At 61.9% G+C, this 26,115-nt stretch carries 25 protein-coding genes, 2 tRNA genes and 1 pseudogene; 11 read left to right on the forward strand and 17 right to left on the reverse strand.

Features of this window, described 5'->3' with window-relative positions; genetic code table 11:
• Positions 1-4 precede the first annotated feature (4 nt).
• Positions 5-1,915: a Stk1 family PASTA domain-containing Ser/Thr kinase gene (pknB, locus tag AC5RU9_RS16015; protein ID WP_494017223.1), complete on the forward strand. Its 1,911-nt coding sequence runs from the start codon at positions 5-7 to the stop codon at positions 1,913-1,915.
• Between the two features lie 101 nt (positions 1,916-2,016).
• Here the strand turns inward: pknB and AC5RU9_RS16020 are convergent, their stop codons facing one another.
• From AC5RU9_RS16020 to AC5RU9_RS16030, 3 genes are read right to left on the reverse strand one after another with little or no spacing between them, the layout of a single operon-like run.
• Positions 2,017-2,658 (reverse strand): aminodeoxychorismate/anthranilate synthase component II, encoded by a 642-nt coding sequence (locus tag AC5RU9_RS16020; protein WP_211710357.1) that lies wholly within the window; start codon positions 2,656-2,658, stop codon positions 2,017-2,019.
• Complete coding sequence (locus AC5RU9_RS16025) at positions 2,655-2,825, reverse strand: hypothetical protein (RefSeq protein ID WP_211710356.1); 171 nt, start codon at positions 2,823-2,825, stop codon at positions 2,655-2,657. The genes AC5RU9_RS16020 and AC5RU9_RS16025 overlap by 4 nt, the downstream gene beginning before the upstream one ends.
• 3 nt (positions 2,826-2,828) lie before the next feature.
• Positions 2,829-3,641, reverse strand: coding sequence for a class E sortase (locus tag AC5RU9_RS16030; RefSeq protein WP_494017224.1), 813 nt, complete (start codon positions 3,639-3,641; stop codon positions 2,829-2,831).
• A gap of 172 nt (positions 3,642-3,813) precedes the next feature.
• Here AC5RU9_RS16030 and AC5RU9_RS16035 point away from each other — a divergent pair, with 172 nt between their 5' ends.
• The 7 genes from AC5RU9_RS16035 to AC5RU9_RS16065 all read left to right on the forward strand — a co-directional run bounded on the left by AC5RU9_RS16035 (position 3,814) and on the right by AC5RU9_RS16065 (position 8,649).
• Positions 3,814-4,068 carry a cell division protein CrgA gene (locus AC5RU9_RS16035; RefSeq protein WP_494017225.1) on the forward strand — a complete coding sequence of 85 codons (255 nt, stop codon included), beginning with the start codon at positions 3,814-3,816 and terminating at the stop codon, positions 4,066-4,068.
• A 44-nt stretch (positions 4,069-4,112) separates the two neighbouring features.
• A complete protein-coding gene (locus AC5RU9_RS16040; RefSeq protein ID WP_494017226.1) occupies positions 4,113-4,622 on the forward strand; it encodes a methylated-DNA--[protein]-cysteine S-methyltransferase in 510 nt (169 codons plus the stop codon).
• Positions 4,622-5,152 carry an RNA polymerase sigma factor gene (locus tag AC5RU9_RS16045; protein WP_211710353.1) on the forward strand — a complete coding sequence of 177 codons (531 nt, stop codon included), beginning with the start codon at positions 4,622-4,624 and terminating at the stop codon, positions 5,150-5,152. The genes AC5RU9_RS16040 and AC5RU9_RS16045 overlap by 1 nt, the downstream gene beginning before the upstream one ends.
• Positions 5,149-5,775, forward strand: coding sequence for a methylated-DNA--[protein]-cysteine S-methyltransferase (locus AC5RU9_RS16050; RefSeq protein WP_211710352.1), 627 nt, complete (start codon positions 5,149-5,151; stop codon positions 5,773-5,775). The genes AC5RU9_RS16045 and AC5RU9_RS16050 overlap by 4 nt, the downstream gene beginning before the upstream one ends.
• Positions 5,776-5,798: 23 nt before the next feature.
• On the forward strand, positions 5,799-6,488 hold the full coding sequence (locus AC5RU9_RS16055) for an alpha-ketoglutarate-dependent dioxygenase AlkB family protein (RefSeq protein ID WP_494017535.1): 690 nt from the start codon (positions 5,799-5,801) through the stop codon (positions 6,486-6,488).
• Positions 6,489-6,595: 107 nt separating this feature from the next.
• Positions 6,596-7,195: a DNA-3-methyladenine glycosylase I gene (locus AC5RU9_RS16060; RefSeq protein ID WP_494017227.1), complete on the forward strand. Its 600-nt coding sequence runs from the start codon at positions 6,596-6,598 to the stop codon at positions 7,193-7,195.
• A 791-nt stretch (positions 7,196-7,986) separates the two neighbouring features.
• The gene (locus AC5RU9_RS16065; protein WP_494017228.1) at positions 7,987-8,649 is read left to right on the forward strand and encodes a GyrI-like domain-containing protein; all 663 of its coding nucleotides are present in this window, start codon (positions 7,987-7,989) and stop codon (positions 8,647-8,649) included.
• Here the strand turns inward: AC5RU9_RS16065 and AC5RU9_RS16070 are convergent.
• Positions 8,608-9,462: a rhomboid family intramembrane serine protease gene (locus AC5RU9_RS16070; protein ID WP_494017229.1), complete on the reverse strand. Its 855-nt coding sequence runs from the start codon at positions 9,460-9,462 to the stop codon at positions 8,608-8,610. The genes AC5RU9_RS16065 and AC5RU9_RS16070 overlap by 42 nt on opposite strands.
• 9 nt (positions 9,463-9,471) lie before the next feature.
• Complete coding sequence (locus tag AC5RU9_RS16075) at positions 9,472-10,014, reverse strand: peptidylprolyl isomerase (protein ID WP_494017230.1); 543 nt, start codon at positions 10,012-10,014, stop codon at positions 9,472-9,474.
• A 153-nt stretch (positions 10,015-10,167) separates the two neighbouring features.
• Here AC5RU9_RS16075 and AC5RU9_RS16080 point away from each other — a divergent pair, with 153 nt between their 5' ends.
• Both AC5RU9_RS16080 and AC5RU9_RS16085 read left to right on the forward strand, forming a co-directional pair.
• The gene (locus AC5RU9_RS16080; protein WP_494017231.1) at positions 10,168-11,112 is read left to right on the forward strand and encodes a hypothetical protein; all 945 of its coding nucleotides are present in this window, start codon (positions 10,168-10,170) and stop codon (positions 11,110-11,112) included.
• Positions 11,113-11,233: 121 nt separating this feature from the next.
• The gene (locus AC5RU9_RS16085; RefSeq protein ID WP_211710345.1) at positions 11,234-12,109 is read left to right on the forward strand and encodes a glycosyltransferase family 2 protein; all 876 of its coding nucleotides are present in this window, start codon (positions 11,234-11,236) and stop codon (positions 12,107-12,109) included.
• Positions 12,110-12,126: 17 nt separating this feature from the next.
• Here the strand turns inward: AC5RU9_RS16085 and AC5RU9_RS16090 are convergent, their stop codons facing one another.
• The gene (locus AC5RU9_RS16090) at positions 12,127-13,035 is read right to left on the reverse strand and encodes a DMT family transporter (protein ID WP_494017232.1); all 909 of its coding nucleotides are present in this window, start codon (positions 13,033-13,035) and stop codon (positions 12,127-12,129) included.
• A gap of 118 nt (positions 13,036-13,153) precedes the next feature.
• Here AC5RU9_RS16090 and AC5RU9_RS16095 point away from each other — a divergent pair, with 118 nt between their 5' ends.
• Entirely contained in the window at positions 13,154-15,142 is a 1,989-nt protein-coding gene (locus AC5RU9_RS16095) for a glycoside hydrolase family 84 protein (protein WP_494017233.1), read from the forward strand.
• A 92-nt stretch (positions 15,143-15,234) separates the two neighbouring features.
• Here the strand turns inward: AC5RU9_RS16095 and AC5RU9_RS16100 are convergent.
• From AC5RU9_RS16100 to dnaN, 11 genes and pseudogenes are all read right to left on the reverse strand, one after another.
• Positions 15,235-15,310 (reverse strand) — tRNA-Ala (locus tag AC5RU9_RS16100).
• Between the two features lie 70 nt (positions 15,311-15,380).
• Entirely contained in the window at positions 15,381-15,536 is a 156-nt protein-coding gene (locus AC5RU9_RS16105) for a DLW-39 family protein (protein ID WP_494017234.1), read from the reverse strand.
• 11 nt (positions 15,537-15,547) lie between these two features.
• A tRNA-Ile gene (locus AC5RU9_RS16110) sits at positions 15,548-15,621 on the reverse strand.
• Positions 15,622-15,734: 113 nt separating this feature from the next.
• Positions 15,735-16,454, reverse strand: a complete 720-nt coding sequence (locus AC5RU9_RS16115; RefSeq protein ID WP_494017235.1) for a DUF3566 domain-containing protein — start codon at positions 16,452-16,454, stop codon at positions 15,735-15,737.
• A complete protein-coding gene (gyrA, locus tag AC5RU9_RS16120; RefSeq protein ID WP_211710341.1) occupies positions 16,451-19,120 on the reverse strand; it encodes a DNA gyrase subunit A in 2,670 nt (889 codons plus the stop codon). The genes AC5RU9_RS16115 and gyrA overlap by 4 nt, the downstream gene beginning before the upstream one ends.
• A 63-nt stretch (positions 19,121-19,183) precedes the next feature.
• Positions 19,184-21,262: a DNA topoisomerase (ATP-hydrolyzing) subunit B gene (gyrB, locus tag AC5RU9_RS16125; protein WP_494017236.1), complete on the reverse strand. Its 2,079-nt coding sequence runs from the start codon at positions 21,260-21,262 to the stop codon at positions 19,184-19,186.
• A 337-nt stretch (positions 21,263-21,599) separates the two neighbouring features.
• Entirely contained in the window at positions 21,600-22,154 is a 555-nt protein-coding gene (locus AC5RU9_RS16130; RefSeq protein ID WP_211710339.1) for a DciA family protein, read from the reverse strand.
• Positions 22,141-23,334 carry a DNA replication/repair protein RecF gene (recF, locus tag AC5RU9_RS16135; protein ID WP_494017237.1) on the reverse strand — a complete coding sequence of 398 codons (1,194 nt, stop codon included), beginning with the start codon at positions 23,332-23,334 and terminating at the stop codon, positions 22,141-22,143. The genes AC5RU9_RS16130 and recF overlap by 14 nt, the downstream gene beginning before the upstream one ends.
• A gap of 24 nt (positions 23,335-23,358) precedes the next feature.
• Positions 23,359-24,270, reverse strand: a pseudogene (gene gnd / locus AC5RU9_RS16140) (phosphogluconate dehydrogenase (NAD(+)-dependent, decarboxylating)); the annotation flags it as partial.
• Between the two features lie 22 nt (positions 24,271-24,292).
• The gene (locus AC5RU9_RS16145; RefSeq protein ID WP_494017238.1) at positions 24,293-24,829 is read right to left on the reverse strand and encodes a DNA polymerase III subunit beta; all 537 of its coding nucleotides are present in this window, start codon (positions 24,827-24,829) and stop codon (positions 24,293-24,295) included.
• Positions 24,830-24,878: 49 nt separating this feature from the next.
• The gene (gene dnaN, locus AC5RU9_RS16150) at positions 24,879-26,003 is read right to left on the reverse strand and encodes a DNA polymerase III subunit beta (protein ID WP_011772783.1); all 1,125 of its coding nucleotides are present in this window, start codon (positions 26,001-26,003) and stop codon (positions 24,879-24,881) included.
• Between the last annotated feature and the right edge of the window lie 112 nt (positions 26,004-26,115).

Genomic DNA, 26,115 nt, shown 5'->3' on the forward strand with positions numbered 1-26,115 from the left:
CATCATGTCCACCCCCCGGCCCGGTCCTGCTCATCGAGAGGAGAGCACACCTGTGTCTTCACAGCGCATCCTCAATTCCCGCTATGAGCTCGGCGAGCTCATAGGTCGGGGTGGCATGGCAGACGTCTACCGCGGCACGGATACCGTCCTGGGTCGAACCATCGCCGTGAAGGTGCTGCGTGCCGACCTTGCCCGCGATCCCCAGTTCCAGGCCCGTTTCAAGCGCGAAGCCCAGGCTGTCGCGGCACTTAACCACCCCTCCATCGTGGCGATCTTTGATACGGGCGAGTACTCCGTGCCGGGTGGGCCTGGTGAGGATGTCCGTGTTCCGTACATCGTTATGGAGTTCGTCTCCGGACGGACCTTGCGCGACATGATCAAGGCGAACGAGCTCGGAGTCGAGAATTCCATCGGCTACACCCTCGGTGTACTTAGTGCCCTGGAGTACAGCCACCGGGCGGGCATCGTCCACCGGGACATAAAGCCAGCCAACGTCATGGTCTGTGCCGACACCGGGGACGTGAAGGTCATGGACTTCGGCATCGCCCGGGCCATGGCTGATTCGGCGGCCACCATGACGCAGACCCAGGCCGTGGTGGGGACAGCACAGTACCTTTCCCCAGAGCAGGCCCGTGGCGAGACCGTCGATGCCCGAAGCGATCTCTACTCGGCCGGGTGCCTCTTATACGAACTGCTGACCAGCCGGCCCCCGTTCGTCGGCGACAGTCCTGTATCCGTTGCCTACCAGCACGTCCGTGAAACTCCCGACCTTGCCAGTGCCCACAATCCTGAGGTGTCTGAGGCACTCGACTCGGTCCTGGCCAAGGCCCTGCAGAAGAACCGGACAGACCGTTTCCAGGACGCCGCATCCTTCCGGCGTGCACTGCGCGCTGCCAGCAACGGCATTGCCGTCCCGGCCCTGCCGGCCAGTGAGGCCCCCACGGACCCGAACGACCTCGTTGAACCTGAAGACCCTGCCACGCAGCTCTTAAGTACCACGGCCGTCGGGTTCCTTGACGTGGACCAGTTCAAGGACGAACCCGTCGAGCAACTCCAGGACGAACCGCTGCCCTTGGGCCTCCCTACGGAACGTGAGCCGACAGCACGGCAGAAGTCCCGCCGTCGTGCCTGGACCGCCACATTGGTAATTTTCACGCTCCTGGTGCTTGCCGGCGGCGGTTTTTGGCTTTACAGCCTCATGAATATGCAGCCACCGCCTCCGGCGAAAATTTCTGTTCCTGCGGTGACCAACATGACCGAATCCCAAGCGATCCAGGAACTCTACTCGGCAAAACTGGTTCCCAAGAGCGTGCGCGAACCCAGCGACAGCGTCGCCAAGGACATGGCCATCGGGACCGCGCCCGCCGCCGGCGCCATGTTGGACCAGGACGCTGAGGTGATCCTCAAGGTCTCCAGCGGCCCGAGTTCGGTGACCATCCCTGCGAACATCGTGGGTCGCACCGAACCCGATGCCAGGGAAGCCTTGCGGAAGCTCGGCATTACCGGAGACATCGTTTCGGTCCGGACGCACAGCCCCACCGTGCCCGTGGGCTTGGTCATCAACACAGGGCCAGCACCCGGAGGAGCCATCGCTGCCTCCTCCAAAGTGGAGCTGCAGATTTCCTCCGGCAAGGTCCTCATGCCACAGCTGATCAGCCTTCCGCAGGCTGAAGCGGAAGCCACACTCAAGACGAACGGCTTGGTGATGCAGGTGGTGGAGCAAGAGAACTCCGAGGTAGCAGCCGGCACCGTAACGGGTCAGAGCGAAGCCTTCAATACCGAAGTGGACCAAGGCAAGACGGTCATCGTGACGGTAGCCAAGGCGCCGGTGGTGCCTACCCCCACTCCGACGCCAACGCCGACTCCGACCGACACGGACAAAGCCACGCCGAAGCCGACGCCCACCAAGAAGTAGGGGTTGCGTCTGTCGCGGCCGCCGACCTCCGCGTGCTGCTCCTTCGTCGCTTTGACGCACGCTTCCGGTCACCGGCCCGCGACAGGCGCGTTGTGGTTTGTTTACTGCTTGATCAGCGGGCTCAGTTTGGCTGCGCGTTCGGCCGCGCCTGTCATTCCCAGGGACTCCAACCAGTTGCCCAGCATCTGGTAGCCGCCCTCCGTGAGCACGGATTCGGGGTGGAACTGGACGCCGCACAGGGGAGCGGTCTTGTGCTGCAGGCCCATCACCACGCCGTTGGTGGTTTCGGCGGTGATTTCCAGAACATCCGGGATGGACTCACGCACTGCCGCCAAGGAGTGGTAGCGCGTTGCGGTGACGGGCGACGGGAGTCCCGCGAACACGCTTTTGCCTTCGTGCCGGACCGGAGAAGTCTTGCCGTGCATGAGCTCGGGCGCGTGGGTAACCACACCGCCGTATGCCTCAGCGAGGGCCTGGTGTCCCAAGCACACACCGAACATTGGCTTGTCGGCTTCACCGCACCATTTAATGAGCTCAATGCAGACGCCGGCCTCAGCGGGGGTACCGGGGCCCGGCGAGACGAGGACGCCGTCGCGGGTTGCAGCGAGCTCGGTGGCCTCAGCGAGAGTGACGTCGTCATTGCGGACAACCGTGGTCTCGGCCCCAAGTTCCTGGAGATATCCCACCAGGGTGTAGACGAAGCTGTCGTAGTTATCCACTACAAGGATTTTTGTTGTGCTCATGGCTGTTGCAGTAAACCAATCGTTGAGTCAGTCAAAGTGGTGAATTGGGAGAACCACGGGAAGAGGAACTCCACCATCAGTACCAGGGCTACGGCCACCAGCACCAAGCATGTCACGATCCGGACCCAGACAGGCCCGGGCAGGTTACGGAAGATCCAGGCGTACATCCGTTATCCCTTTCCGTTTGCCTTGGCTACCTGGGCGGCGATTGCCGACGGCGGGCCAGCTGAAGCAGGTTGCCAACTGTCCAACAACGAGTAGGCGATTATTCTTTCCTGGGACCCGAAGCGTGGGTTGCAACTGGTCATGGTGAGGATACTCTCCTTGGGCTGCGCGCCTGGCTGCGTGGGGACGGGCATCAGGACATCCGTTCGGTCCGGGGTGACGATCTGGTTGTTTCGGAAGACGTACGTGTAGTATCCGTCGGCCGTCTGCACGTAGATCTTGTCCCCGGGAACAAGGGTGTGGATGTTATCGAGTACGGCACCGTGGGTTTGCCGGTGGCCTGCCACAGCGAAGTTGCCAAGGGCACCGGGCATGCTGGTGCTCCCGTAGTGGCCCAGGCCCAGTGTGTCCAGGACGCCGGCATCAGTTCCCTCGATGATGGGGCGCGTGTAGTCCGCACCGAAGCGGGGGACGTACATGATGCCGATTGTCTTGCCATATCCGGGCGCAGTTCCCACTACAGGTTCACCGAAGTTCGCGGGATCAGCGGGAGCAGTGGGCGCCAGGGGCCCCTGAAATTCCTGCGCGAAGTCGTGGATCGCCTCGGTTTGCTTGGCGTCCGCTTCCACGTTGGTCCACCATAGTTCCCAGCCAACGAACAGCAGCAGGACGATACCTGCCGTAATGAGGAGTTCACCCAGGATCTGGCTGATCTTGCGGATAACGTCGGTGGCGCGGAGCCGTTTTTTGGGATGGCTTCCGTGGTCGTTGCGGCGGGACGGCACGGCCGAGTCAGCCGTCGTCTGCTGATGCGCCACGGGCTCTCCTCGGGTAGTGCACGGGCGGCGCGGGCTGGACCCAAGTTGCGGCTAGACTTGACAGCTAGAACGAACCCGGAACGCCGTATGGCCGTTAACCGCTGGAAATTTCCTTCCTGCAGGATACCAAGGCTGGCCGAAACGGGTGCCAACCGAACAGCCAGGAGGATCCGTGCCCGAGTCCAAGCCCCGCAAGCGGCCTGCCCGTCAGGCCCCGCAGACTTCCACCGCGCAGCAGTACAAGCCCAACCCGGTTTGGTACAAGGCCGTGATGTTCGGACTCATGATCCTCGGACTTATCTGGATCATCACCTTCTACATCACCGAAGGCCAGTTCCCTGTTCGGGATTGGGCGTCTTGGAACATCGTGGCTGGCTTCGGCATTGCCATTGTTGGCTTCCTGATGACCACCCGCTGGCGCTCCTAGGATTCCGCACCTCACATTCCCGTGCCCGTGAACGTCTACAGGATATGAGTAACCGGCACACCACCATGGACTCCCCGTTGGGGCAGTTGACGCTGACTGCACGCGGGGAATTCCTGACGGGTATCTTCTATGAAGGCCATTGGCATTTGCCTCCGCCGGAGTACTTTGGCGTTCCAACCGGCGTCGAAGATCCGGTGTTCGCCCTCGCCCGGGTAGAGCTTGAAGAATACCTTCGCGGCAGCCGAACGGATTTCGACGTCCCTTATGACGCAGGTGGAAACACCTTCCAGAAGAAGGTCTGGGAGCGATTGGAACATATACCTTTCGGGGAAACAGTGACCTACGGCGAACTCGCAACTGAGTTGGGCGATCCCCATCTTGCCCAAGCTGTCGGATCAGCTGTTGGTCGCAACCCCATCAGCATCATCATTCCGTGCCACCGGGTGGTGGGCCGCCATGGACAACTGACCGGATACGCGGGCGGCCTTCGCAACAAGCGTTACCTCTTGGACCTCGAGGAGCCAGCGGTGGTCAGGGAAGGCAAACTTTTCTGATGCAACCCCGGCAGTTGGCCACCAAGAAGCCATTCGAAGCAGTCGTCCAGGAACAGGGCGCCACCGTACTCCGGGTGTGCCGGGCAGTCCTGGGGGTGCATGACGCTGATGATGCTTGGTCTGATACCTTCCTGGCAGCCCTGCAGTCCTACCCTGCCCTCCCGGCGGGAGCCAACGTGCAAGCGTGGCTGGTCACCATCGCACATCGGAAATGCATCGACCACCTGCGTGCTGGAAACCGTCGGGCTTTGCCAACCGACAGCCCTCCTGAGCAGCCTTCCCGGCTCGGCATTCCCGGTGAGGGCCACCCGGAACTGCTCGACGCCGTCGCCCACCTGCCGCCGAAGCAACGGCAGGCAGTGGCTTACCACTACATAGCGGGCATGCCGTACAAGGACATCGCGGTCCTCCTGGGTGTTACCCCAGAGGCCGCACGCCGTGCCGGTGCCGACGGCGTAAAAGCCCTCCGCACCGCGCTTGCCGCCAGCCCGGCGCTGGCACATTCATCCCCGAAGGGAGACAGCGAATGACCGTGGAACCACGTCCCGACCTTGCCGAGGTCACCCACCTCCTGACACCCCTGTCCCGGGATATCGAGCCTGCCCTGGCCAGTCTCCACGCGCGGTTGGCCCGCGATGCCCAACTGCTCCACACTTTGGACGTCGCATACCGCGTGGTTGATTCACCGGTGGGAAAGCTCCTGCTGGCAGCAACTGACCGGGGGATTGTGCGGGTGGCCTTTGAGCGGGAAAACCATACCGACATCCTGCAGATCCTCGCCAACACCATCAGTCCCCGCATTCTCGAAGCACCTGCGCGGCTGGAGGACGCTGCACGGCAACTCGACGAGTACTTCAGCGGCACCCGCAAGGAGTTTGACCTCGTGCTGGATTTTCGGCTGTCCCGCGGGTTCCGCCTCAACGTACTCCAGCACCTGCCCCGGATCGCGTACGGCGAGACTGAGAGCTACGCTGACGTTGCCCGGGCGGCAGGCAGCCCCAATGCTGTGCGCGCCGTGGGAAGCGCCTGCGCTACCAACCCGATACCGGTGATCGTTCCGTGCCACCGCGTCGTAAAGTCGGACGGCAGCTTTGGTGGCTACCTCGGAGGTGCGGACGCCAAACGCGCACTTCTCACGTTGGAGGCCGCGTGAGCGACGACGACGCCCTGTTTCCCCTGGAGCTGGTCCAGCCAGAAACCCACGACGCCGGTCCGCGCCTGATCGCGCCGGGCGCAGTACACGTGGCTGGCTGGCTGACGGGAGAACAGCAGCGGTGGATAGTGGCGCGCTTCGCCGAATGGACGCAGGGGCCGGTGCCCCTGCGTGCGGCGACGCTCCCTGGCGGACACCAAATGTCCGTGCGTACCGTGTGCCTGGGCTGGCACTGGCAGCCCTACAAGTACACGCGGGAAGCTACTGACGTCAACGGCCGCCCTGTCCTCGACTTCCCGGACTGGATGGTGCGCTTGGGCCGGAAGGCGGTCGCGGCTGCGTATGCCTCTGATGGCGGGGAGAATGGGTCCGCTACCCTAGCAGCGGCCTACACGCCCGACGCCGCCTTGGTGAACTTCTACGATGACGGTGCTGCCATGGGCATGCACCAGGACAAGGACGAGCGCTCGGATGCCCCTGTGGTGTCCCTCAGTATTGGCGAGTCGTGCATCTTCCGTTTTGGCAACACCAAAACACGCACCAAGCCCTATACCGACGTTGAACTTCGATCCGGGGACTTGTTCGTCTTTGGTGGCCCGTCACGGTTCGCCTATCACGGCATACCCAAAGTTCTGCCGGGCACTGCACCCGCCGATTGTGGTCTCACTCATGGCCGGATCAACATCACCATGCGGGTCACGGGATTATCGTGAGTACGGAGCCTGGGCGACGCCCAAATGTCAGTGTGTAGGGGCAGAATATCCCGGGAGACTAAATTACCTGCCGGCCGTGTGGCTGGCATGGCCGCAGAGGAGCGTTCATGACCCCGGACACCGGCATCATCATCGGTGAGGACGGGCTTGCCCGTCCCGTGTGGGCTGCCTCCGACCCAATGATGCAGGCCTATTACGACCATGAATGGGGCATGCCGGTCCGCGATGAGCAAGGTCTGTATGAGCGCATCAGCCTCGAGGCGTTCCAGGCTGGCCTCTCATGGGCCACTATCCTTCGGAAGCGGGATGCGTTCAGGAGGGCCTTCCTGGACTTCCACCCGGAGAGTGTGGCCGCTTTTACGGAAGACGACGTTGAGCGGCTCATGCTGGACGCGGGGATCGTCCGGAACCGTTTGAAGATCAATGCCGCGATCACCAATGCCAAAGCCACTATCGCGTTACGCGAAGAAGGCGGCCTTGTGGACTTTGTTTGGTCATTCCAACCGGCAAGCACCCCGGCGCCCCGTACCTTCGCCGACATCCCCACTACGTCCCCTGAGTCGATCGCCTTATCCAAGGCCCTCAGGAAGAAGGGCTTCGCCTTCGTCGGGCCAACCACCATGTATGCGCTCATGGAGGCGATAGGGATAATCGATACTCACCTGATGGACAGTCATCGGCGGGGCGCATCCGGCGTTTGGGCCTAACCTGCCGGCGTCCCGGGTCCACGTCCCCCAGCAGCTGGCCTGCTGCAGTTCGCTACTGCGTCTCGCTGTCCACAGAAGTGTGTAACTTTATCCACAGGCGTGGATAACTTCTGTGGACATCCACGCACTTGAGCCGAATATCGGCTAGCTGCTGCCGATCCAAGGCTGGAAGTACCTGCTGGGGTAGTTATGCCCACTGTGTATCGCGCTGTGGATAGTGCCGCAAACTTCACCAAAAGTTCAACGACACCGCATTGCCGGATTTCCCCAAACCAGGTCTCCAGCTCATCGACCGCGGGCGGGCCCCCGGAGCAACCCTTCATCACCGACGCTTTCGCTGTGCTGAGCCAAGTCGGGCGACGCTGGGGTTACCCACTTAACAACAGGTCAGTACCCACAAGTTATCCACAGGTGGGGACAACGTGTGGGTTTTACCCGGGTTAACCGCGGGGATCCGGCGTTTTAACCCTTCCTTAAGGGTGGAACTACAACTATGTAAGTTATTAACATTGTTGATAAGCCTGTTGATAGAAGCCTCTCCACAGCACTATTAACAGCGTTGTCCACATTCGGTCGGAAATACCCTCACTTGTCCACATTCAAAGGGCATCCGGGGACAAAGTTATCCACAGGTGTGGACAGATTCATGCCATTCGGGGGATATCTAGCGCTTTTACCGCCCGCAGAGGGCCTTAGGCATGGAACTACAAGCATGTAAGTTACTCACAGTGTGGATAAGTGCTGTGGAAAACTGGCAGCCAGTACTGCCGGACGACCGGAGACAACCAACGATGAAGACAGACTTCAAGAAACAGATCCCTGAGTACACCGCCAAGCCTGGCGGGTTCGCCGTCGTGTCCGTGCCTGAGCTCCAGTTCCTCATGGTCGATGGACATGGGGATCCCAACAGCGCCCAGGAGTACAAAGAGGCCTTGGCTGCCTTATACCCGCTTGCCTATGCCTTGAAGTTCCTTAGTAAGACGGAGCTCGGGCAGGACTATACGGTGATGCCGTTGGAAGCGCTGTGGTGGGCGGATGACATGGCATCCTTCACCGACGCACGGGATAAGTCACGATGGGACTGGACACTGATGACCATGGTTCCGGACTGGCTCGGCGCGGAGCACATGGAAACGGCTCAGGAAACGCTCACCAGGAAGAGAGGCTGGGCAGTGGCGAAGGAAGTCCGCCTGGAATCCTTTCATGGCCTATGCGTGCAGACGCTGCACCTAGGGCCTTATGACAATGAAGGACCCGTGCTCGAGGAGATGCATAACGGCTTTATCCCCGGGAAATCACTGACCATGACGGGGCGTCATCACGAGATCTACCTGAGCGATCCACGGCGCACTGCTCCAGGGAAGCTCAGGACGATTCTGCGGCAGCCGGTGGCCGCCAGTGAGGAGGGCGTGTCAGCCCGCAGTGACCCGGACCCAGGTGGCCACGGCCAATAGGGCAACCACTAGGATGAGTCCGCCGGATTGAAGCAGGGCCTGGTTCTTACCCCTTGGGGCATAGGCAATGACACCCGCAGCAAGACCACCAGCGATCAGGCCGCCCAGGTGCGCCTGCCAGGCAATGCTGGGAACAAAGAAGCCAATGGCGCCATTGATGGCGATCAGAACCCACAGTTGCTTGGTTTCGCCACCCCTGTGGCGTTGCACCACGAGCATGGCTCCGAAGAGGCCAAAGATGGCCCCGGACGCTCCGACCAGCCCCACGATGGGCCGGTCGGGAGTCAGAAGCAGGAAACCGACTGAACCACCAATTGCGGATATCAGATACACGGCAAGGAATCGGATGCGCCCGAGCAAAGGCTCAAGGGCTTGCCCGAAGATCCAGAGCGTGTACATGTTCAGGACGATGTGAAGGAGGAAGTCCTGCGAGTGCAGGAATGCCGACGTCAACATCCGCCATGGCTCGCTGTCCGCGAAGACGTTGGCGAACGCGAAGTTCTGGAAGATGACCTCTCCCGGCAGCACCCACTGGAGGATGTAAACCAGCACGCACAAACCGATGATCAGGTACGTCACCAGGGGCCGGCCGATGGCCAAGGCGCCGCCATAGGGTGACTTGTACTCCGGCGTCGAACGTTTTTGTTCGTTGACACAGTCAACGCATTGGAACCCGACGGCGGCCGCCCGCTGGCACTCGGGGCACGCGGGGCGCCCGCAGCGCTGGCACCGCACGTAGGAGGGCCTGTCCGGGTGCCTGGGGCACACCGGAACATCAGCGGACGGCTCAGCCGACGGGATTCCGTAACTCATGAATGCGGGTTAGAGCTGTTCGATGTCGATGCTGTTGATGACGACGTCTTCAACCGGACGGTCGCCCATGCCTGTACGGACAGCTTCGATGGAGTCCACAACCTTGCGGGATTCCTCGTCCGTCACCTCGCCGAAGATGCTGTGCTTGCCGAACAGCCAGTCGGTGTTCACGGTGGTGATGAAGAACTGTGACCCGTTGGTGCCCTTGCCCATCTGGACACCGGCGTTGGCCATGGCCAGCTTGTACGGGGCGTTGAAGGTCAGTTCCGGGTGGATTTCATCGTCGAACTGGTAACCCGGTCCGCCGACGCCGCGGCCCAGGGGATCGCCGCCCTGGATCATGAAGTCCTTGATGATGCGGTGGAAAATCGTGCCGTTGTACAGCGGCGTGCCGGTCTTGTCCTCGCCCGTTTCCGGGTGGTTCCAGGACTTTTCGCCCGTGGCCAAGCCAATGAAGTTGGCGACCGTCTTGGGCGCGTGGTTGCCGAAGAGGTCAACCTTGATATCGCCGAGGGTCGTGTGGATCGTTGCTTTTGCGGTTGCGATGGTCATGGCCCCATTCTTCCATGCAGGGTCAACGCCTTTGGAGTTGTAAAGCCGGTTCCGCGCTCGGTGAAATCCGGGCCGAATCCGGCAGATGAATAGCCGGTGTTCCCCAAGCGACGTAGGCTAGCAACAAACGAGCATGTGTATCGGGAGGTAGTTGTGAAGAAATCAGACCGTATTGCCCGCGATCTCGAACAATCCGTTGCGGTTGGTGTGGATAACGCCCGCGACTGGGCCGCACCCCGCGTGGAGGCGGCCGTGAACTGGGCTGTTCCGCGAATCCAGCACGGCATTGATACCGCTTCCCCCAAGATCCAGGAGGGGCTGAAGTCGGCTGCCCACAACCTCGCAGACGGGGTTGCAGTTGTTACGCCGCGGATTCAGGATGGGCTGGCGCACCTCGCGCCGAAGATCCATGACGTCGTGGAAGACGCAACCCCGCGGATCCAGGAAGCCCTGAACAAGGCCACGCCTGCCTTGGGCCAGGCCCGGGACAAGGTTGTGGACGAGTACTTGCCCAAATTGTCCGAGCAGCTCGGTCAAGCATCCGTAGCCGTTCATCACGCCCTCGAGAATGCGCCGGCGCAGGTCGATGCCGTAGCGCAGAAGCTGGTGGACTCAGGGGTTGTGCACAGCGTCCAGGAGCAGGCCCACGCCACTGGCAAGCAGCTCAAGGCCGCAGCGGACGAGGCCAGCAAGGTTGTCAGCACCAAACTGGGCAAGGAACCGAAGCCCAAGAAGCGTGGCTGGCTGATCGTCACGGTCATTGCCGCCGCAGCTGCTGCAGGTGTGGCTGCGTGGAAGGCTTCCAAGCCGGTCGAGGATCCGTGGAAGACGCCGTCGCCGGTAACGCCGGCACCCGTTCCCGCTGACGCTGCGGCATCGGCCACCGCATCGACTGTGAGCGACGTCAAGGCAACGGAAACCAGCTCCGAGGATGCCACCGCCGAGGCCGAGCAGGCCACCAAGGATGCTCTCGAAAACGTCGAGGATTCAGGCGCCAAGGTGGCAACCGACGCCAAGACTGCCGTCAAGAACATCGCGGCCAGCCTCCAAAAGGAAACTGACGCTTCGGACTCCGAAAGCAAGGGTGCCCACAGCTAGCACAAGCTGTTTTCACTGCCTCTGAGGGGATCCCGGCCAATGCCGGGGTCCCCTCAGTGTTTCCCGGCATGTCACCAAAGCCTCCTTCGGTGCAACTGCCGTGGGTGTTAGATTTGGAGTGATGTCAGCCGATAGACCCGTTGCGGGTGCCCTCAAGGATGCTCCGGAGCCTCCGGGCGTATCCATTGTCATCCCGGCGTATAACGAGGAAAGCGTCATTCGCCAGTGCCTCATCGCGGCCATTTACCAGTCAGTCCCGGCCGCCGAGATCATCGTGGTGGACAACCTCTCCACCGACCGCACACCCAGGATTGTGCGGCAGATGCAGCAGGAATACCCGGAAAGCCCCATCATTCTTCTCCAGCAGGCTGCCACGCAGGGACTGATTCCCACCCGGAACTTTGGCCTGAATCACGCAACGGGGGATGTAGTAGGGCGAATCGACGCGGACTCCGTCCTGGAGCCTGACTGGGTTGAGCAGGTCCAGAAAGCATTCACGGACCAGACCATCGCTGCCGCGACCGGCCCTGTGGTCTACTACGACATGCCCATGCGCCGCTTCGGACTCAAAGCTGACGACAAGATGCGGCAACTGATGCTGCGGCTTGCCAAGCACCAGTACCACTTCCTCTTTGGCTCAAACATGGCCCTCCGCCGTTCCGCGTGGGAAACCATCCGCGATGAGGCATGCCTGGATCCCAAGGACGAGATGCACGAAGACATCGATCTGTCCCTCCATCTTTTCGATCACGACCTCAAAGTGCAGTACCTGCCGCAGATGGTCTCCGGTATGTCCGCGCGCCGGCTCGAGGACTCACCGCGCGACTACCGCTACTACGTCCAACGGTTTGACCGCACCTACAAGGCACACAATGTGAAGAAGATGGCCTTGAAGGCTCCCATGGTGGTGTTCTTCTCCGTGTATTTCCCCGCGAAGCTTTTGCGCGCCATCCACACGGCCAACTCCGCCCAGGGCGTTCGGCGCGGCGGGATATAACGCACGACGCCGGGCGGCTAGTCGGTGCCCAGCTCAGCTTCGCCACGGTCTGCTTCAGGCCGCCCACGCCGTTGTCCGGCCACCACTACCGCCAGACCCACAAGAATCAGCGCCAGCCCCGCATATGTGCCGGCCGGCAGCGTTTCCTTCAGGAAGACTGCTGCGAGGATCGCCGCGCCCGGAATCTCCAGGAGGATGATCATCGACACCAGCAAGGGACTCATCGTGGCCAGCAGGTGATTGAACGCTGTGTGTCCCACCAACTGCGCGCAGACGGTGATGGCAACAATCCCCAGCCAGCCGCCGGCGTCGAACCCTACAAGGGCCTGCCCGCTGATTGCAGCCAGCACTGCAACGATCGCCGCGCAGATGCCGTAGCAGAGGGTGGTGTACGTCCCGGTACCCATCGACTGGCGGGCCTTCCCGCCTGCCAGCGTGTAGAGGCCCGCCAAGGCGCCACCAGCAAGCGCCAGGATGTCGCCCAGGAGTGCCTCGGGTGAGGAACCCATATCGAACCCGGTAATGGCCACCACCCCGCCAAAGGCTATCCCCAGGCCCAACAGCACCGGCCAGCGGTGCCGGGTGCCGCGGAACAACTGGAAAACGGCAATCCAAGCCGATTGCAGGCACACCAATGCCGTCGCGGCCGCAACGGACGTCAGTTCCAGCGCGGTAATGAAGCACGCGAAGTGGAAGGCCAAGGCAACAGCGGCGGTGGCGGACCAGCCGAACTCCCGGCGCGTGATCCTTCCGAAAGCCTTAGGCTCGCGAACAGCCACGGGAGTGGCCATGACCAAAGCCCCGATCGCGTTGCGCCAGAAGGCAATGGCCAGAGCGGTCACGGAGGTGGCCCCGAGGGTGCCTGCAATGAGTGGGCCGGAAGAGGCTACTCCCAGTACCCCGAGGGAGGCGATGAGAAGGGTCACGGATCCACCTTAGTGTGGCGATGAGGCGCTTCTATCCCTACCTGATGCAGGGACAGTGTGATTGTCTAGACTCAGCATTCCCGTGAGCCGGTTACGGCATACACAAGGGGTTACCTGATTGAACAACGCACCCATCAGCGCCGGCGCCCGACGCAGGCGGCCTGTCCTCTTGCTGATCGCAGGCGTGGCACTCGTTGCCGCCCTCGTCGTGAGCGGGTGGTTCGTTGTTGCCCACGACCGTCCCGACGGGAAGGGCGGAGATATTGCGGTGGTTCCGAGCATCTTCCCCGTGCCGCAACATGCCCGCGCCGGAGCCGGCGGGCCCGTTCCCCTGAACGGCCATGTGTACGTCGTAGCCCCGGAGGGAACGGACCAAGCCTCGGTCGACGCCGTGCGGGATCTGATTGCCGGAGCCGGAGGAACGGCCGAAGTCGTGACTACACTTTCCACCCCTAGCCAGGGCGCCTCAGCCATTCGTGTTGGGACCGATTCCGATGCCGCCCTCAAAGCACTGCGCTTGGACGGCGACCCGGAGATTCGGAGCGCACTCGAACGGCCCGAGGGTTACGCCGTAGCTACTGGAACAATTGAAGGGATTCCGACGGCGGTGTTGGCCGGCCGGGACAACGACGGCGTTTTCCACGGAGTGCAGACGCTTCGCCAACTGCTGAAGGACGGTGCGTTGGCGGCCGTGCGCATCAGCGACTGGCCGCTGACCGAAACCCGAGGCGTCATCGAGGGCTTCTACGGCACGCCTTGGTCTCACCAGGCCCGCCTCGACGTCATCGAATTCGCTGGCCGGCAAAAGATGAATACCTACATCTATTCCCCCAAGGACGATCCCCTGCTGAGGGAAAAGTGGCGCGACCTGTACTCCAGCCAGGAACTCGGTGACCTGCGGGAACTTATCGACGCCGCCGCGGCCAATCACCTCCGGTTCAGCTATGCCCTCTCACCCGGGATCGACGTCTGCTACTCGCGTACATCGGATTTGGACGACGCCGTGGCCAAGCTTGAATCGTTGTATTCGCTTGGTGTTCGATCCTTCGTGATTCCCCTTGACGACATAGCCACCAAAGTCCAGTGCGCAGAAGACCTCCGGGAGTTCGGCTCCGGCCAGGCAAACCTGGCCAAAGCCCAGGCCTCCTTCCTGAACGACATCAATGAGAAGTTCATCGTGGGCAAACAGGGCGTCCAACCGCTGGAAACTGTCCCCACTTTCTACAACGGTTCGGACAGCACCGCCTACAAAAGGGAACTCGGCAAGGCACTGAACCCGGACGTTGTGGTGCAGTGGACCGGTGAGGACGTGGTTTCGCACCGCATCACCCTCGACTCGGCGAAGACGGCAAGCGACAGTTACGGGAGGCCCGGGTCGCCGCGGGATATCGTCCTCTGGGACAACTACCCAGTCAACGACTACTCCCAAGACCGCTTGTTCCTGGCGCCCGTGATCGGCAGGGACGCCGACCTCTACAAAACAGTCCGGGGCATCGTCACCAACCCGATGATTGAGCCATACCTGTCCCTACCTGCCATCTTCAATTACGCCGATCTCTCCTGGAACGGCCCGGCTTATCAGCCAGACGAATCCATGAATGCTGCCCTCTCCCTGCTGGCGGGTCCTTACCCCGAAGTCCAAGCCGCAGTGCGTGCCTTCGTTGACCTCAACCAGGACTGGCAGGACGACGAACTAACGCCTTCCGCGCCCGAGCTGCGGCGAGATATTGACCAGTTCTGGCAGGATTACGACGCCGGCCGGGTGCCTTCCGGTGGTTTGAAGGCCCGCGCCTTGCTACTTCAGCGCCTGCCGGAGCTTCTGCCACGGATGGCACAGCCGGGATTTGCCCAGGATGCCACGGCATGGGTTGCGGCCGCGGCCGAATACGGACACGGCGTCGAGGACGCTCTGGTCATGCTGGAGGCAACCAAGGGGGGAGATACAGCGTCGGCAGCAACGGCGCGTAAGAGTGCGGAGGGCGCGTTGACCACAGCGGCGGCGAAGGCCCAGCCGACCCTGGAACTTGGCGTTGTCACGCCCGTTCTGGGACGCAGTGAGTTGAAGTCATTCATCGAGCAGGCGCTCCAGCGGGTTCCAGCCCCTTGAGCTTGCCTTACACCGCACAAGCCTTTGGCGCCTCGGAAAGCGGTGGGCTTAAAAGCAAAAGTCCCGGCCATTTCTGACCGGGACTTTTCTTATGGTGGAGGCACGGGGACTCGAACCCCGAACCCCCTGCTTGCAAAGCAGGTGCGCTACCAATTGCGCCATGCCCCCATAAGAAGCAACCCGTCAATCATACCCTAAGTTTTGACTGTGAATTACCAGTCCTAACCGGGCTCCTCGGCTAATCGACGTTATCGGTCGACTGGCTCCAGACATCCTTCCGGGCTTCGGATTCCTGGGCCTTTTTATAGACCAGGACACCTGCGATCGCTGCTGCAACTACTACAAGCAACTTCTTCACAAGTACCTCATTCCAGTTCAGTTTTACCTGAACCACTTTTGGTTCCGTGGGCGTACCAGGACTTGAACCTGGGACCTCTTCGTTATCAGCGAAGCGCTCTAACCGCCTGAGCTATACGCCCCGATGCCTCATCGGGCCGAGATATGACTGTACAGCACATCCCGGCCCGATCTCAAATCGAGGCTTTCCCACCACGGAATTCAGCCATTTTTGGCGTATTTCCGCGGTTTTTTCCTAATCGTCGGTCAAGGTGACGCCCACGCCGCCAACCAACGTTGCCGAAATGTTATACAGAACGGCGGAAAGCATGGAGAGGGCGGTCAGCAGGACCACGTTTACTACGGCAATGATGGTGGCGAAGGAAGCCACCTGCCCCAGGGAAGCGATCTTCTTCAATTCGAATCCGCTGCCTTCGGAACCTGCCAGGGTGCCCAGGAGGCTATCCACCTGGTTGAAGATGCCAGTCAGGTCCAGGACGGTCCAGAGGACGATCGCAGCCACCACGGTGACAATCCCCAGTGCAACGGACAGAAGGAAAGCCATCTTCAGGACCGACCACGGGTCGACCTTGCTGACAAGCAACCGTGCGCGGCGAACCTTGGCCTTGGGAGCGGGCTTTACCAAGCCCGGACCGCCCTGGGCGGGTCGCTGGGCGCCTGCTCCTGCGGGACGCTGTCCGGCCTGCGCGGGCCGCTGGCCGGGAGCACCTGCCGGGCGCTGGGCGCCTGCGCCTGCTCCTGCGGGACGCTGTCCCGGCTGGGCGGGCCGCTGGCCGGGAGCACCCGCGGGCCGCTGGGCAGAGTTGGTGCCGACCGCGGGGCGTGCCCCTGCTTCGCCGGCTCCTGGACGCTGCTGCGGCCGTGCAGGGGTTCCTGCCTGGGCGCTGCCCGAGGGCTGCCGGAGTCCGCCGGGGACACCTGTGCTCGGCTTGGGATATGAGTCGGAATTACTCACTCGTTACCTCCGGTATTGTCTTCGTTCAGCTCCGCGCCCGTTTCGGTTTCCGGGTCTGCGTCGTTTTCCGTTTCGGGCGTGACGGTCGCCTCAGCGGCGCCGTCGTCTTCAGCCAACGTTACGTCATCGTCGAGTCCGTCCTCAGATTCTTCGACTTCCAAACCGCGTTCGCTGTTGCGTGCTACTTCGATGATCCGGTCATTCTTGTCAGGCTTGGCAAAAATGACGCCCATGGTGTCGCGGCCCTTTGCAGGGACTCCGGTGACGGCTGACCGGACCACCTTTCCGCCCTCCATGACCACCAGGACTTCATCTTCTTCCTGCACGATCAAGGCACCCACAAGGTCGCCACGGTCTTCGGCAAGCTTGGCAACCTTGATGCCCAGGCCGCCACGGCCCTGGAGCCGGTATTCGTCGACGGCGGTGCGCTTGGCGTAGCCGCCCTCGGTCACAATGAACACGAACGAGCCGTCCTGGACCACATCGGCGGCCAAAAGTTCGTCGTCTTCACGGAACTTCATACCGGTCACACCGGATGTTGCACGTCCCATGGGGCGCAAAGCGTCATCTGTTGCTGTGAAGCGGATCGATTGGCCCTTGCGTGACACGAGGAGAAGGTCGTCGGTTTCGCTGACCAGCTGGGCAGAGACGAGTTCGTCTTCGTCACGGAGGTTGATGGCGATGACACCGGCCGTGCGGTTGGTGTCGTAGTCCTCCAGCCTTGTCTTCTTGACCAGGCCGTTCTTGGTTGCGAGCACCAGGTAGGGTGCCTGCTGGTAGTCACGCAGATCCAGGACCTGCGCAATGTGCTCGTCCGGCTGGAAGGCCAGGAGGTTGGCGACGTGCTGGCCCTTGGCATCCCGGCCAGCTTCCGCAAGCTCATAGGCCTTAGCGCGGTAGACGCGTCCCAGGTTGGTGAAGAACAGCAGCCAGTGGTGCGTGGTGGTCACAAAGAAGTGCTCCACGACGTCGTCGCCGCGCAACTGCGCACCCTTGATTCCCTTGCCGCCGCGCTGCTGCGAGCGGTAATTGTCGCTCCGGGTGCGCTTGACGTATCCGCCGCGCGTAATCGTGACGACCATTTCCTCTTCGGGGATCAGGTCCTCCATGGACATGTCGCCGTCGAAGCCCATCAGGATGTGCGTGCGGCGATCGTCGCCGTGCTTGGCCACGATCTCGGCGAGTTCCTCGCTGATGATCTGGCGCTGGCGTTCTTCGGAGGCCAGGATCGAGTTGTATTCCTGAATCATCGCCTCGAGCTCTGAATGACGGTCCTGGATTTTCTGGCGTTCCAAGGCAGCCAAGCGGCGGAGCTGCATGTCCAGGATGGCGCGGGCCTGGAGCTCGTCGATCTCCAGGAGCTCCATGAGACCCTCGCGGGCCGCCTCAGTGGTGTTCGACGCGCGGATGAGGGCGATGACCTCGTCCAACATGTCCAGTGCCTTGAGGAGTGCACGAAGGATGTGTGCTTCTTCCTCGGCCTTACGCAGGCGGTACCTGGTGCGACGGGCAATGACGTCCATCTGGTGAGCAACCCAGTGCCGGATGAAGGCGTCCAGGCTCAAGGTGCGCGGAACGCCGTCGACAATGGCAAGCATGTTCGCCGAGAAGTTGTCCTGCAGCTGCGTGTGCTTGTAAAGGTTGTTGAGGACAACCTTGGCCACTGCGTCGCGCTTGAGCACGATCACCAGGCGTTGGCCCGTACGGCCCGAGGTTTCGTCGCGGAGGTCGGCGATGCCCTGGATCTTGCCGTCCTTGACCAGTTCGGCAATCTTGATGGCCAGGTTGTCCGGGTTGGCTTGGTAGGGAAGCTCAGTAACTACCAGGCAGGTGCGGCCCTGGAGTTCCTCCACATTGACCACTGCGCGCATGGTGATGGAGCCGCGGCCGGTACGGTAGGCGTCTTCGATGCCCTTGTGGCCGAGGATCGTGGCACCCGTCGGGAAATCGGGTCCCTTGATACGGAGCAACAGTGCTTCAAGGAGCTCTTCCCGGGTGGCCGTGGGGTTATCCAGCGCCCACTGGACACCTTCGGCGACTTCGCGGAGGTTATGCGGCGGAATGTTGGTGGCCATGCCGACGGCGATGCCTGAGGAACCGTTGACCAGCAGGTTGGGGAACCGGGCCGGCAGGATGGTGGGTTCCTGGTTCTTGCCGTCGTAGTTGTCCTGGAAGTCGACGGTTTCCTCGTCGATGTCCCGGACCATTTCCATGGCCAGCTGGGCCATCTTGGTTTCGGTGTAACGGGGCGCGGCTGCGCCGTCGTTACCGGGCGAACCGAAGTTGCCCTGGCCAAGTGCCAGCGGGTAGCGCATGGTCCAGTCCTGGATGAGGCGGACCAAAGCGTCGTAGATCGCCATGTCACCGTGCGGGTGGTAGGTACCCATGACATCGCCGACCACGCGGGCGCACTTGTTGAAAGAGCGGTCCGGGCGGTAACCGCCGTCGAACATCGCGTACAGGACGCGACGGTGAACCGGCTTGAGACCGTCCCGGACGTCAGGGAGGGCACGGCCGACAATAACGGCCATTGCGTAGTCCAGGTAGGACCGCTGCATTTCCGTCTGCAGGTCCACCTGTTCCACGCGGTCAGTCAGCACATCACCCTCAAGAACAACGTCCTCGGCGTCGTTGGAGGCCGGGACTTCGGGAGTTTCGTCACTCATAATCTAAGTTTCCGTTTCAGGTATATGTCGGTTCTGGAATATCTAGATGCCCCGCTGGGGCCCCTAGATATCGAGGAACCTGACGTCCTTGGCGTTCTGCTGGATGAAGTTTCGGCGCGATTCGACGTCCTCGCCCATCAGGACGGAGAAGGTCTGGTCGGCGGCCAGCGCGTCATCCATGGTGACCTGCAAAAGCGTGCGCCGATCGGGATCCATGGTGGTGTCCCACAGCTCCGTGTAGTCCATCTCGCCCAAGCCCTTGTAGCGCTGGATACCGTTGTCCTTGGGAAGCCGCTTGTTCATGGAAGCACCCTTGCGGATGGTCTCATCGCGTTCACGGTCGCTGTAAACGTAGTCGTGCGCCGCGTTGGACCACTTGATCCTGTACAGCGGCGGCTGGGCCAGGTAGACGTAACCGTTTTCGATCAGGGGGCGCATGTAGCGGAACAGCAGCGTCATCAGCAGGGTGGTGATGTGCTGGCCATCGACGTCGGCATCGGCCATCAAGACGATCTTGTGGTAGCGGAGCTTGGCGATGTCGAAGTCCTCGCCAATGCCCGTACCGAAAGCCGTGATCATGGACTGGACTTCGGCGTTGCCAAGGGCCTTGTCCAGCCGGGCGCGCTCAACGTTCAGGATCTTGCCGCGGAGGGGCAGGATGGCTTGGGTTTCCGGGTTGCGGCCGCGCTTTGCCGAACCACCGGCCGAGTCACCCTCCACCAGGTAAACCTCGCAGCGGGACGGATCCTTCGAAGAGCAGTCTGACAACTTACCGGGCATGCCGAACGATTCCAGGGGGCTCTTACGGCGGGCGTTATCGCGGGCTTTACGGGCAGCCATACGGGCTTGGGCAGCCGAAATGGCCTTGCGGATGACGTCGCGGGCGGGGCCGGGGTTTCGCTCCAACCAGTCACCCAGCTGGTCCGTGACCACGCGCTGGACGAATCCCTTGACCTCGGAATTGCCCAGTTTGGTCTTGGTCTGGCCTTCGAACTGTGGCTCGGCAAGCTTGACCGAGATGACTGCCGTGAGGCCTTCGCGGATGTCGTCACCGGTGAGGTTGTCATCCTTTTCCTTGATGATGCTCTTCTCCCGCGCGTAGCGGTTGATCAGCGAAGTCATCGCGGCGCGGAAACCCTCTTCGTGGGTTCCGCCCTCGTGGGTATTGATGGTGTTCGCGTAGGTGTGGACACTCTCCGAGTACGCGGTGGTCCACTGCATGGCGACTTCGACGGCGATGTGCCGCTCCGTGTCTTCAGTCTCGAAGGCGATGACGTCCTCGTGGACGATTTCAACCTTTTTATTCGAGTTCAGGTGCTTGACGTAGTCCAGCAGGCCGTCCGGGTATTGGTACACCACCGTGCGGTGCTCGGCGCTGACTTCACCCTCGGTAGCAACGGCGTCGAGGTCAAGGTCGTCGTCGCCGTCGCGCATAACAGGGCGTTCGTCGGTCAGCGTGATCTTGAGGCCCTTGTTAAGGAAGGCCATCTGCTGGAACCGGGCACGCAGCGTCTCGAAATCGAACTCAGTGGACTCGAAGATGGTGCCATCGGGGTAGAACGTCTGGGAAGTACCGGTCTCTTCCGTAGCCTCGCCTTGGACGAGTTCGCCCTGCGGCTTACCGCCGTCGGCGAAGGTCATCCGCCAGACGTGGCCCTGGCGGCGGACTTCCGTGTCCACACGACGCGACAAAGCGTTGACCACGGAGATACCCACACCGTGAAGGCCGCCGGAGACCGCGTATCCGCCGCCGCCGAACTTGCCACCTGCGTGCAGGATGGTCATGACGACTTCGACCGTCGGCTTGCCTTCGGTGGGGTGGATGTCCACGGGGATACCGCGGCCGTCGTCCACTACCCGGACGCCACCATCCGCGCGAAGAGTAACTTCGATGTGGCTGCAATAGCCTGCCAGGGCTTCATCAACAGAGTTGTCCACCACTTCATAAACCAGGTGGTGCAAGCCCCGGGGTCCGGTGGAGCCGATATACATACCCGGGCGTTTGCGCACGGCTTCGAGGCCCTCCAGCACGGTGATATCGCTGGCACCGTACTCCCTGGGCGCCTCTGCGGGCGTGTCGGGCTTGGGAACAGTCTCCTCTTCGGGCTCTACTGCCAAGGTCTCTGCATTGTCGTTAGCCACAGGCGCTTTCGACTCCTCTGTACTCGATGTCGGCCGTTCCCGGTGCTGTCCACGGCGAACCGAGGCCGTCAACGGGCACGTGACTGATTGCGCCGACTACTCCGACGAAGGGGTCCCTGAGGCCACATGAGTGGATTCAGGACCTGGACGACGTTTCACCGGCGCTCAGTGATCTACGCCAATTCTATCGTGGATACGCGCGAATCCTTGCAAATACGGGGGCAGCCGAGAGCTGAATATGCCCGTGGGAGGCCACTGGCCCTGTCCGCAATGGCCCTGCGGTGGTCCCGATGGGGGTCCATACGGCCCAGGGGCGTTGAATCGCCCTGCACGCCGTTTAGCCGTATGTGTCCCTGGGGCCGCGTCCGTTGACGCTTCGCCCGCCTTTTCGCCAGCTTGGAGCCGATGGACCCAGGACCTGGATGCTTGTTACTACGCCTTCGCCCAGTTCATTCCTGAACATCTCAAGCAGGCTTGAACTGAGCAGCCGCAGTTGGGTGGCCCATGCGGTGGAGTCACAGCGGACGTGAAGCGTAGTGTCCGTGAAACTCTCCGGAGTGCAATGGGACGAGATGTCCGGGCCAACCAAGGTTTCCCATTCAGCCATGACGGACCCTACGGCCACCGGGGACGTCCATCCCCGCTCAGCCACCAAGCGTCCAACAACCTTGCCCAGGCCCAAAGGGTCGCGGCCGCTGCCGTGGAATTGGGTGAAACCCCTCGTATTGCGGAGGCCTTTGCGTTGGGGGGCTGATCCGGGGCGGGGAGCTCGTTGCCTTACTTCGCCACGGGCGGCAGCAGCCTCGCGCATGCGGTTCAGCGCTGCCTGGGCCGCGTCAATTTCGTCCGGATCCCGGCCGGGCTGGAGTCCGTCGCCGCTATCCTTCGCCATCGATGCCTCCCGGAACAACGGTAACGCGCCGTCCGGCCAGCTCCTCAGGGATATCGGCGTCGACGGCGGCCGTAACCAGCACCTGCTCGGCGCCGGCCACTATTGCAGCCAGTTTACGCCGCCGTTGAACATCAAGTTCGGCAAAGACATCGTCCAGGATAAGGATCGGCGCGGTCCCGCCCGTGCGGGAGTCGTCCAGCATGACGTAGTAGGAAGCAAGCCGCAGGGAAAGGCACATGGACCAGGTCTCGCCATGGGAGGCGTACCCCTTCGCGGGCGCTTGGCCCAAAACGAGCTCCAGCTCGTCCCGGTGCGGCCCCACCAGAGAGATCCCCCGTTCCAGTTCCTTCTTCCTCGACGCCGCGAAAGCCTGGATGTACCGTTCGGTGAGCTCCTCCACGGACAGCCCCCGAAGGTCCTCGGCCGACGACGACGGTTCCGTTGCGCGGTCTGCCGGGCCGCCGTCGTCGTCCAGTATGTCCTGGAGCGTGGAACGGTAGACGGCACCGGCTTCCTTGGTTCCGTCAGTCAACTGCGCGTAGGCATTGTTGAGGTGAGGGCGGAGCCGCTCCACGAGTTCAAGGCGGGCGTGCAGGAGTTCAGCACCGGCCCGGGCCATGTGCTGGTCCCAAACATCCAGAGTTGCTTCGTGTCCCGCGGTGAACTTACCCGTCCGTGCTGACTTCAGGAGCGCGTTGCGTTGTTTGAGGACGCGGTCGTAATCGCTGCGTGTGGCAGCATGCCGTGGAACAAGGCTCACCAAGAGCTCATCAAGGAATCGGCGGCGGTTCGAAGGATCGCCCTTCACCAGCGCCAAGTCCTCTGGAGCGAAAAGTACTGTTTGGCAGATGCCCAGGATGTCGCGCGCACGGACGGGGTTGCTGCGGTTGATGCGGCCCCGGTTAGCGCGGCCGGCGTTGATTTCAAGCTCGATAACGGTGGACTGTTCGCCGCGGACAAGCCTCGCCCGGACCATGGCCCGCTCCGTGCCGAAGCGCAACAGCGGACCATCCGTGCTCACGCGGTGCGAACTTAGCGTGGCAAGGTACCCGATGGCTTCCATCAGGTTGGTCTTGCCGATCCCGTTGGAACCCAACAGTACGGTCACGCCTGGGCCGAGCTTCAGGTCAACTTGTGCGTAACTGCGGAAATCCGTCAGTGAAAGATGTTCGAGATACACGCCGTTTGCAGGGCTCCAGCGGCCTTAACTGGCCGGACGGGTGGCGTGTCCACCGAACTGATGACGCAGTGCGGAAACCATTTTCATCGCCGGCGAGTTGTCTTCCCTGGAAGCAAACCGGGCGAACAGTGCAGCAGTAATGGCTGGGGCCGGTACCGCGTTGGCTATGGCCTCTTCCACGGTCCACCTACCCTCGCCGGAGTCCTCCACGTAATCGTCGATCGAGGCCAGGCCCGGATCCTCGTCGAGGGCTTTGACCATGAGGTCCAGGAGCCAGGAGCGGACAACCGTTCCCTTCTGCCATGCACGGAAAGTTCCCGGAAGATCCTTCACGATGTCCTTGGCAGCGAGCAATTCGTAGCCCTCGGCGTAAGCCTGCATGAGGCCGTATTCGATGCCGTTGTGGACCATTTTGGCGTAATGACCTGCCCCAACGCCGCCGACGTGGACGAAGCTGTCGGCACGTTCGCCTTCAGGGCGGAGGGCATCAAAAACAGGCAGGGCCAGTTCAATGTCTTCGTCCGCACCGCCGGCCATGAGGCCGTAGCCGTTCTGCAGGCCCCAAACGCCACCGGAGACACCGCAGTCCGCAAAACGGATGTTCTTTTCGGCGAGTGCCGCGGCGTGCTTCTGGTCCTCGGTGAAACGTGAGTTACCGCCGTCGATCACCATGTCACCGGGGCTAAGCTTTTCACCAAGCTCTGTGACCACAGCATCCGTGATGGCACCTGACGGGACCATCACCCATACCAGCCGCGGGGTGGGCAAAGCCGCGATGAGTTCATCGACGGAAGTGACATCCGTGATGTCCGGATTGCGGTCGAAACCTGTGACCTCGATGCCGCCGTTCCGCATGCGTTCCCGCATGTTGAAACCCATTTTTCCAAGGCCGATCAGTCCGATGTGCACAGTGTGAACTCTTTTCTGGGAAGGTGGGTTGACGTGTCCGTAGTGCCTGCTAGTTGGGCAGGCGGACCGGCATCACGAGGTAGCGGTAGTCGTCCTGGTCTTCGCCGTCAGCTTCAGCCTGGGCTGTGATCATGGCCGGTTTGGGAGCTGTGGTGAACGAGAAGCGAACGTACTTGGTCTCAATAACGCTCAGGCCCTCAACCAGGTAGTGCGGGTTGAACGCAACGGTGATGTCCTCGCCGGAAAGCTGGGCTTCGAGCTCTTCCGAAGCCTGCGCGTCTTCGCCCGTACCGGCGTCGAGGTTCAGCAGACCCTGGGTGAAGGCGAGCCGGACCGGAGTGTTCCGTTCAGCAACGAGCGATACACGGCGTACGGCCTCGACGAGTTCCTGGGTCTGGACTGTCGCGTGGATCGGTGTGGAGTCCGGGAACAGCGAACGGATTTTGGGGTAGTCGCCGTCCACCAGGAGTGACGTGGTGGTACGTCCTCCACTTTCGAAGCCGATCAGGCGGCTGATGCCGCCGTTCCGCATGCGTTCCCGCATGTTGAAACCCATTTTTCCAAGGCCGATCAGTCCGATGTGCACAGTGTGAACTCTTTTCTGGGAAGGTGGGTTGACGTGTCCGTAGTGCCTGCTAGTTGGGCAGGCGGACCGGCATCACGAGGTAGCGGTAGTCGTCCTGGTCTTCGCCGTCAGCTTCAGCCTGGGCTGTGATCATGGCCGGTTTGGGAGCTGTGGTGAACGAGAAGCGAACGTACTTGGTCTCAATAACGCTCAGGCCCTCAACCAGGTAGTGCGGGTTGAACGCAACGGTGATGTCCTCGCCGGAAAGCTGGGCTTCGAGCTCTTCCGAAGCCTGCGCGTCTTCGCCCGTACCGGCGTCGAGGTTCAGCAGACCCTGGGTGAAGGCGAGCCGGACCGGAGTGTTCCGTTCAGCAACGAGCGATACACGGCGTACGGCCTCGACGAGTTCCTGGGTCTGGACTGTCGCGTGGATCGGTGTGGAGTCCGGGAACAGCGAACGGATTTTGGGGTAGTCGCCGTCCACCAGGAGTGACGTGGTGGTACGTCCTCCACTTTCGAAGCCGATCAGGCGGCTGTCATCGTCCGCGAGGGCGAGGTTGATGTCGCCGCTGCCACCGAGGGTCTTGGCAACCTCGTTCAGGGTTTTGGACTTGACCAGTGCGCTGGTCGAAATTCCCGGAGTAACAGGCTTCCAGGGAACTTCGCGCATAGCGAGGCGGTAACGGTCCGTGGCGAGGAGCGTGATCAGATCGTCTTCGATCTCCATGCGTACGCCGGTGAGGATCGGCAAGGTGTCGTCCTTGCTGGCCGCGATGATGACCTGCGAAACGGCTTGTGCAAAAGCGTCACCCGGCAATGTGCCGCTGATTGCCGGCAAAGCCGGCAAGGCCGGGTATTCGGATTCAGGCATGGTAGCCAGGTGGAAGCTGCTTCGACGGCAGGTCAGTGTGACTTTGCTGCCATCGGTTTCCACCTCGACCGGTGCGGAGGGGAGGCTGCGGCAAATGTCTGCCAACAAGCGCCCGGATACCAGGATGGTGCCCTCAACGGCGATGTCTGCCGGGATTTCCAGGCGTGCCGACGTCTCGTAGTCGAAGCTCGACAGGCTTACGGTTCCTGCCTCGGCTTTGAGGAGGAGGCCGGAAAGCACCGGAACAGGCGGCCGCGGAGACAACGACCGCGCGGTCCACGTAACGGCTTCTGCCAGGACGTCGCGGTCGACTCTGAACTTCACGGAGGGGTGCCGCCTTTCATTGCTGCTGCCATGTAGTAGCTGCGGATCCATGCTTGGAAGCCGCTAAATCTCCGCACTCCCGCACCGGAACCTGCATGGTCCGCACTGAGCG

It is taken from the genome of Arthrobacter sp. B0316-5-4 (assembly GCF_059090325.1).

Bases quoted from the DNA above. Each gene is read 5' to 3' on its own strand.
- AC5RU9_RS16045 (WP_211710353.1), top strand. From the start codon at position 4,622: ATGCAACCCCGGCAGTTGGCCACCAAGAAGCCATTCGAAGCAGTCGTC.
- AC5RU9_RS16065 (WP_494017228.1), top strand. From the start codon at position 7,987: ATGAAGACAGACTTCAAGAAACAGATCCCTGAGTACACCGCCAAGCCT.
- AC5RU9_RS16060 (WP_494017227.1), top strand. From the start codon at position 6,596: ATGACCCCGGACACCGGCATCATCATCGGTGAGGACGGGCTTGCCCGT.
- AC5RU9_RS16130 (WP_211710339.1), bottom strand. From the start codon at position 22,154: ATGGCGAAGGATAGCGGCGACGGACTCCAGCCCGGCCGGGATCCGGAC.
- gyrA (WP_211710341.1), bottom strand. From the start codon at position 19,120: ATGAGTGACGAAACTCCCGAAGTCCCGGCCTCCAACGACGCCGAGGAC.
- AC5RU9_RS16040 (WP_494017226.1), top strand. From the start codon at position 4,113: ATGAGTAACCGGCACACCACCATGGACTCCCCGTTGGGGCAGTTGACG.
- AC5RU9_RS16020 (WP_211710357.1), bottom strand. From the start codon at position 2,658: ATGAGCACAACAAAAATCCTTGTAGTGGATAACTACGACAGCTTCGTC.
- pknB (WP_494017223.1), top strand. From the start codon at position 5: ATGTCCACCCCCCGGCCCGGTCCTGCTCATCGAGAGGAGAGCACACCT.
- AC5RU9_RS16085 (WP_211710345.1), top strand. From the start codon at position 11,234: ATGTCAGCCGATAGACCCGTTGCGGGTGCCCTCAAGGATGCTCCGGAG.
- AC5RU9_RS16025 (WP_211710356.1), bottom strand. From the start codon at position 2,825: ATGTACGCCTGGATCTTCCGTAACCTGCCCGGGCCTGTCTGGGTCCGG.
- AC5RU9_RS16050 (WP_211710352.1), top strand. From the start codon at position 5,149: ATGACCGTGGAACCACGTCCCGACCTTGCCGAGGTCACCCACCTCCTG.
- AC5RU9_RS16075 (WP_494017230.1), bottom strand. From the start codon at position 10,014: ATGACCATCGCAACCGCAAAAGCAACGATCCACACGACCCTCGGCGAT.
- AC5RU9_RS16070 (WP_494017229.1), bottom strand. From the start codon at position 9,462: ATGAGTTACGGAATCCCGTCGGCTGAGCCGTCCGCTGATGTTCCGGTG.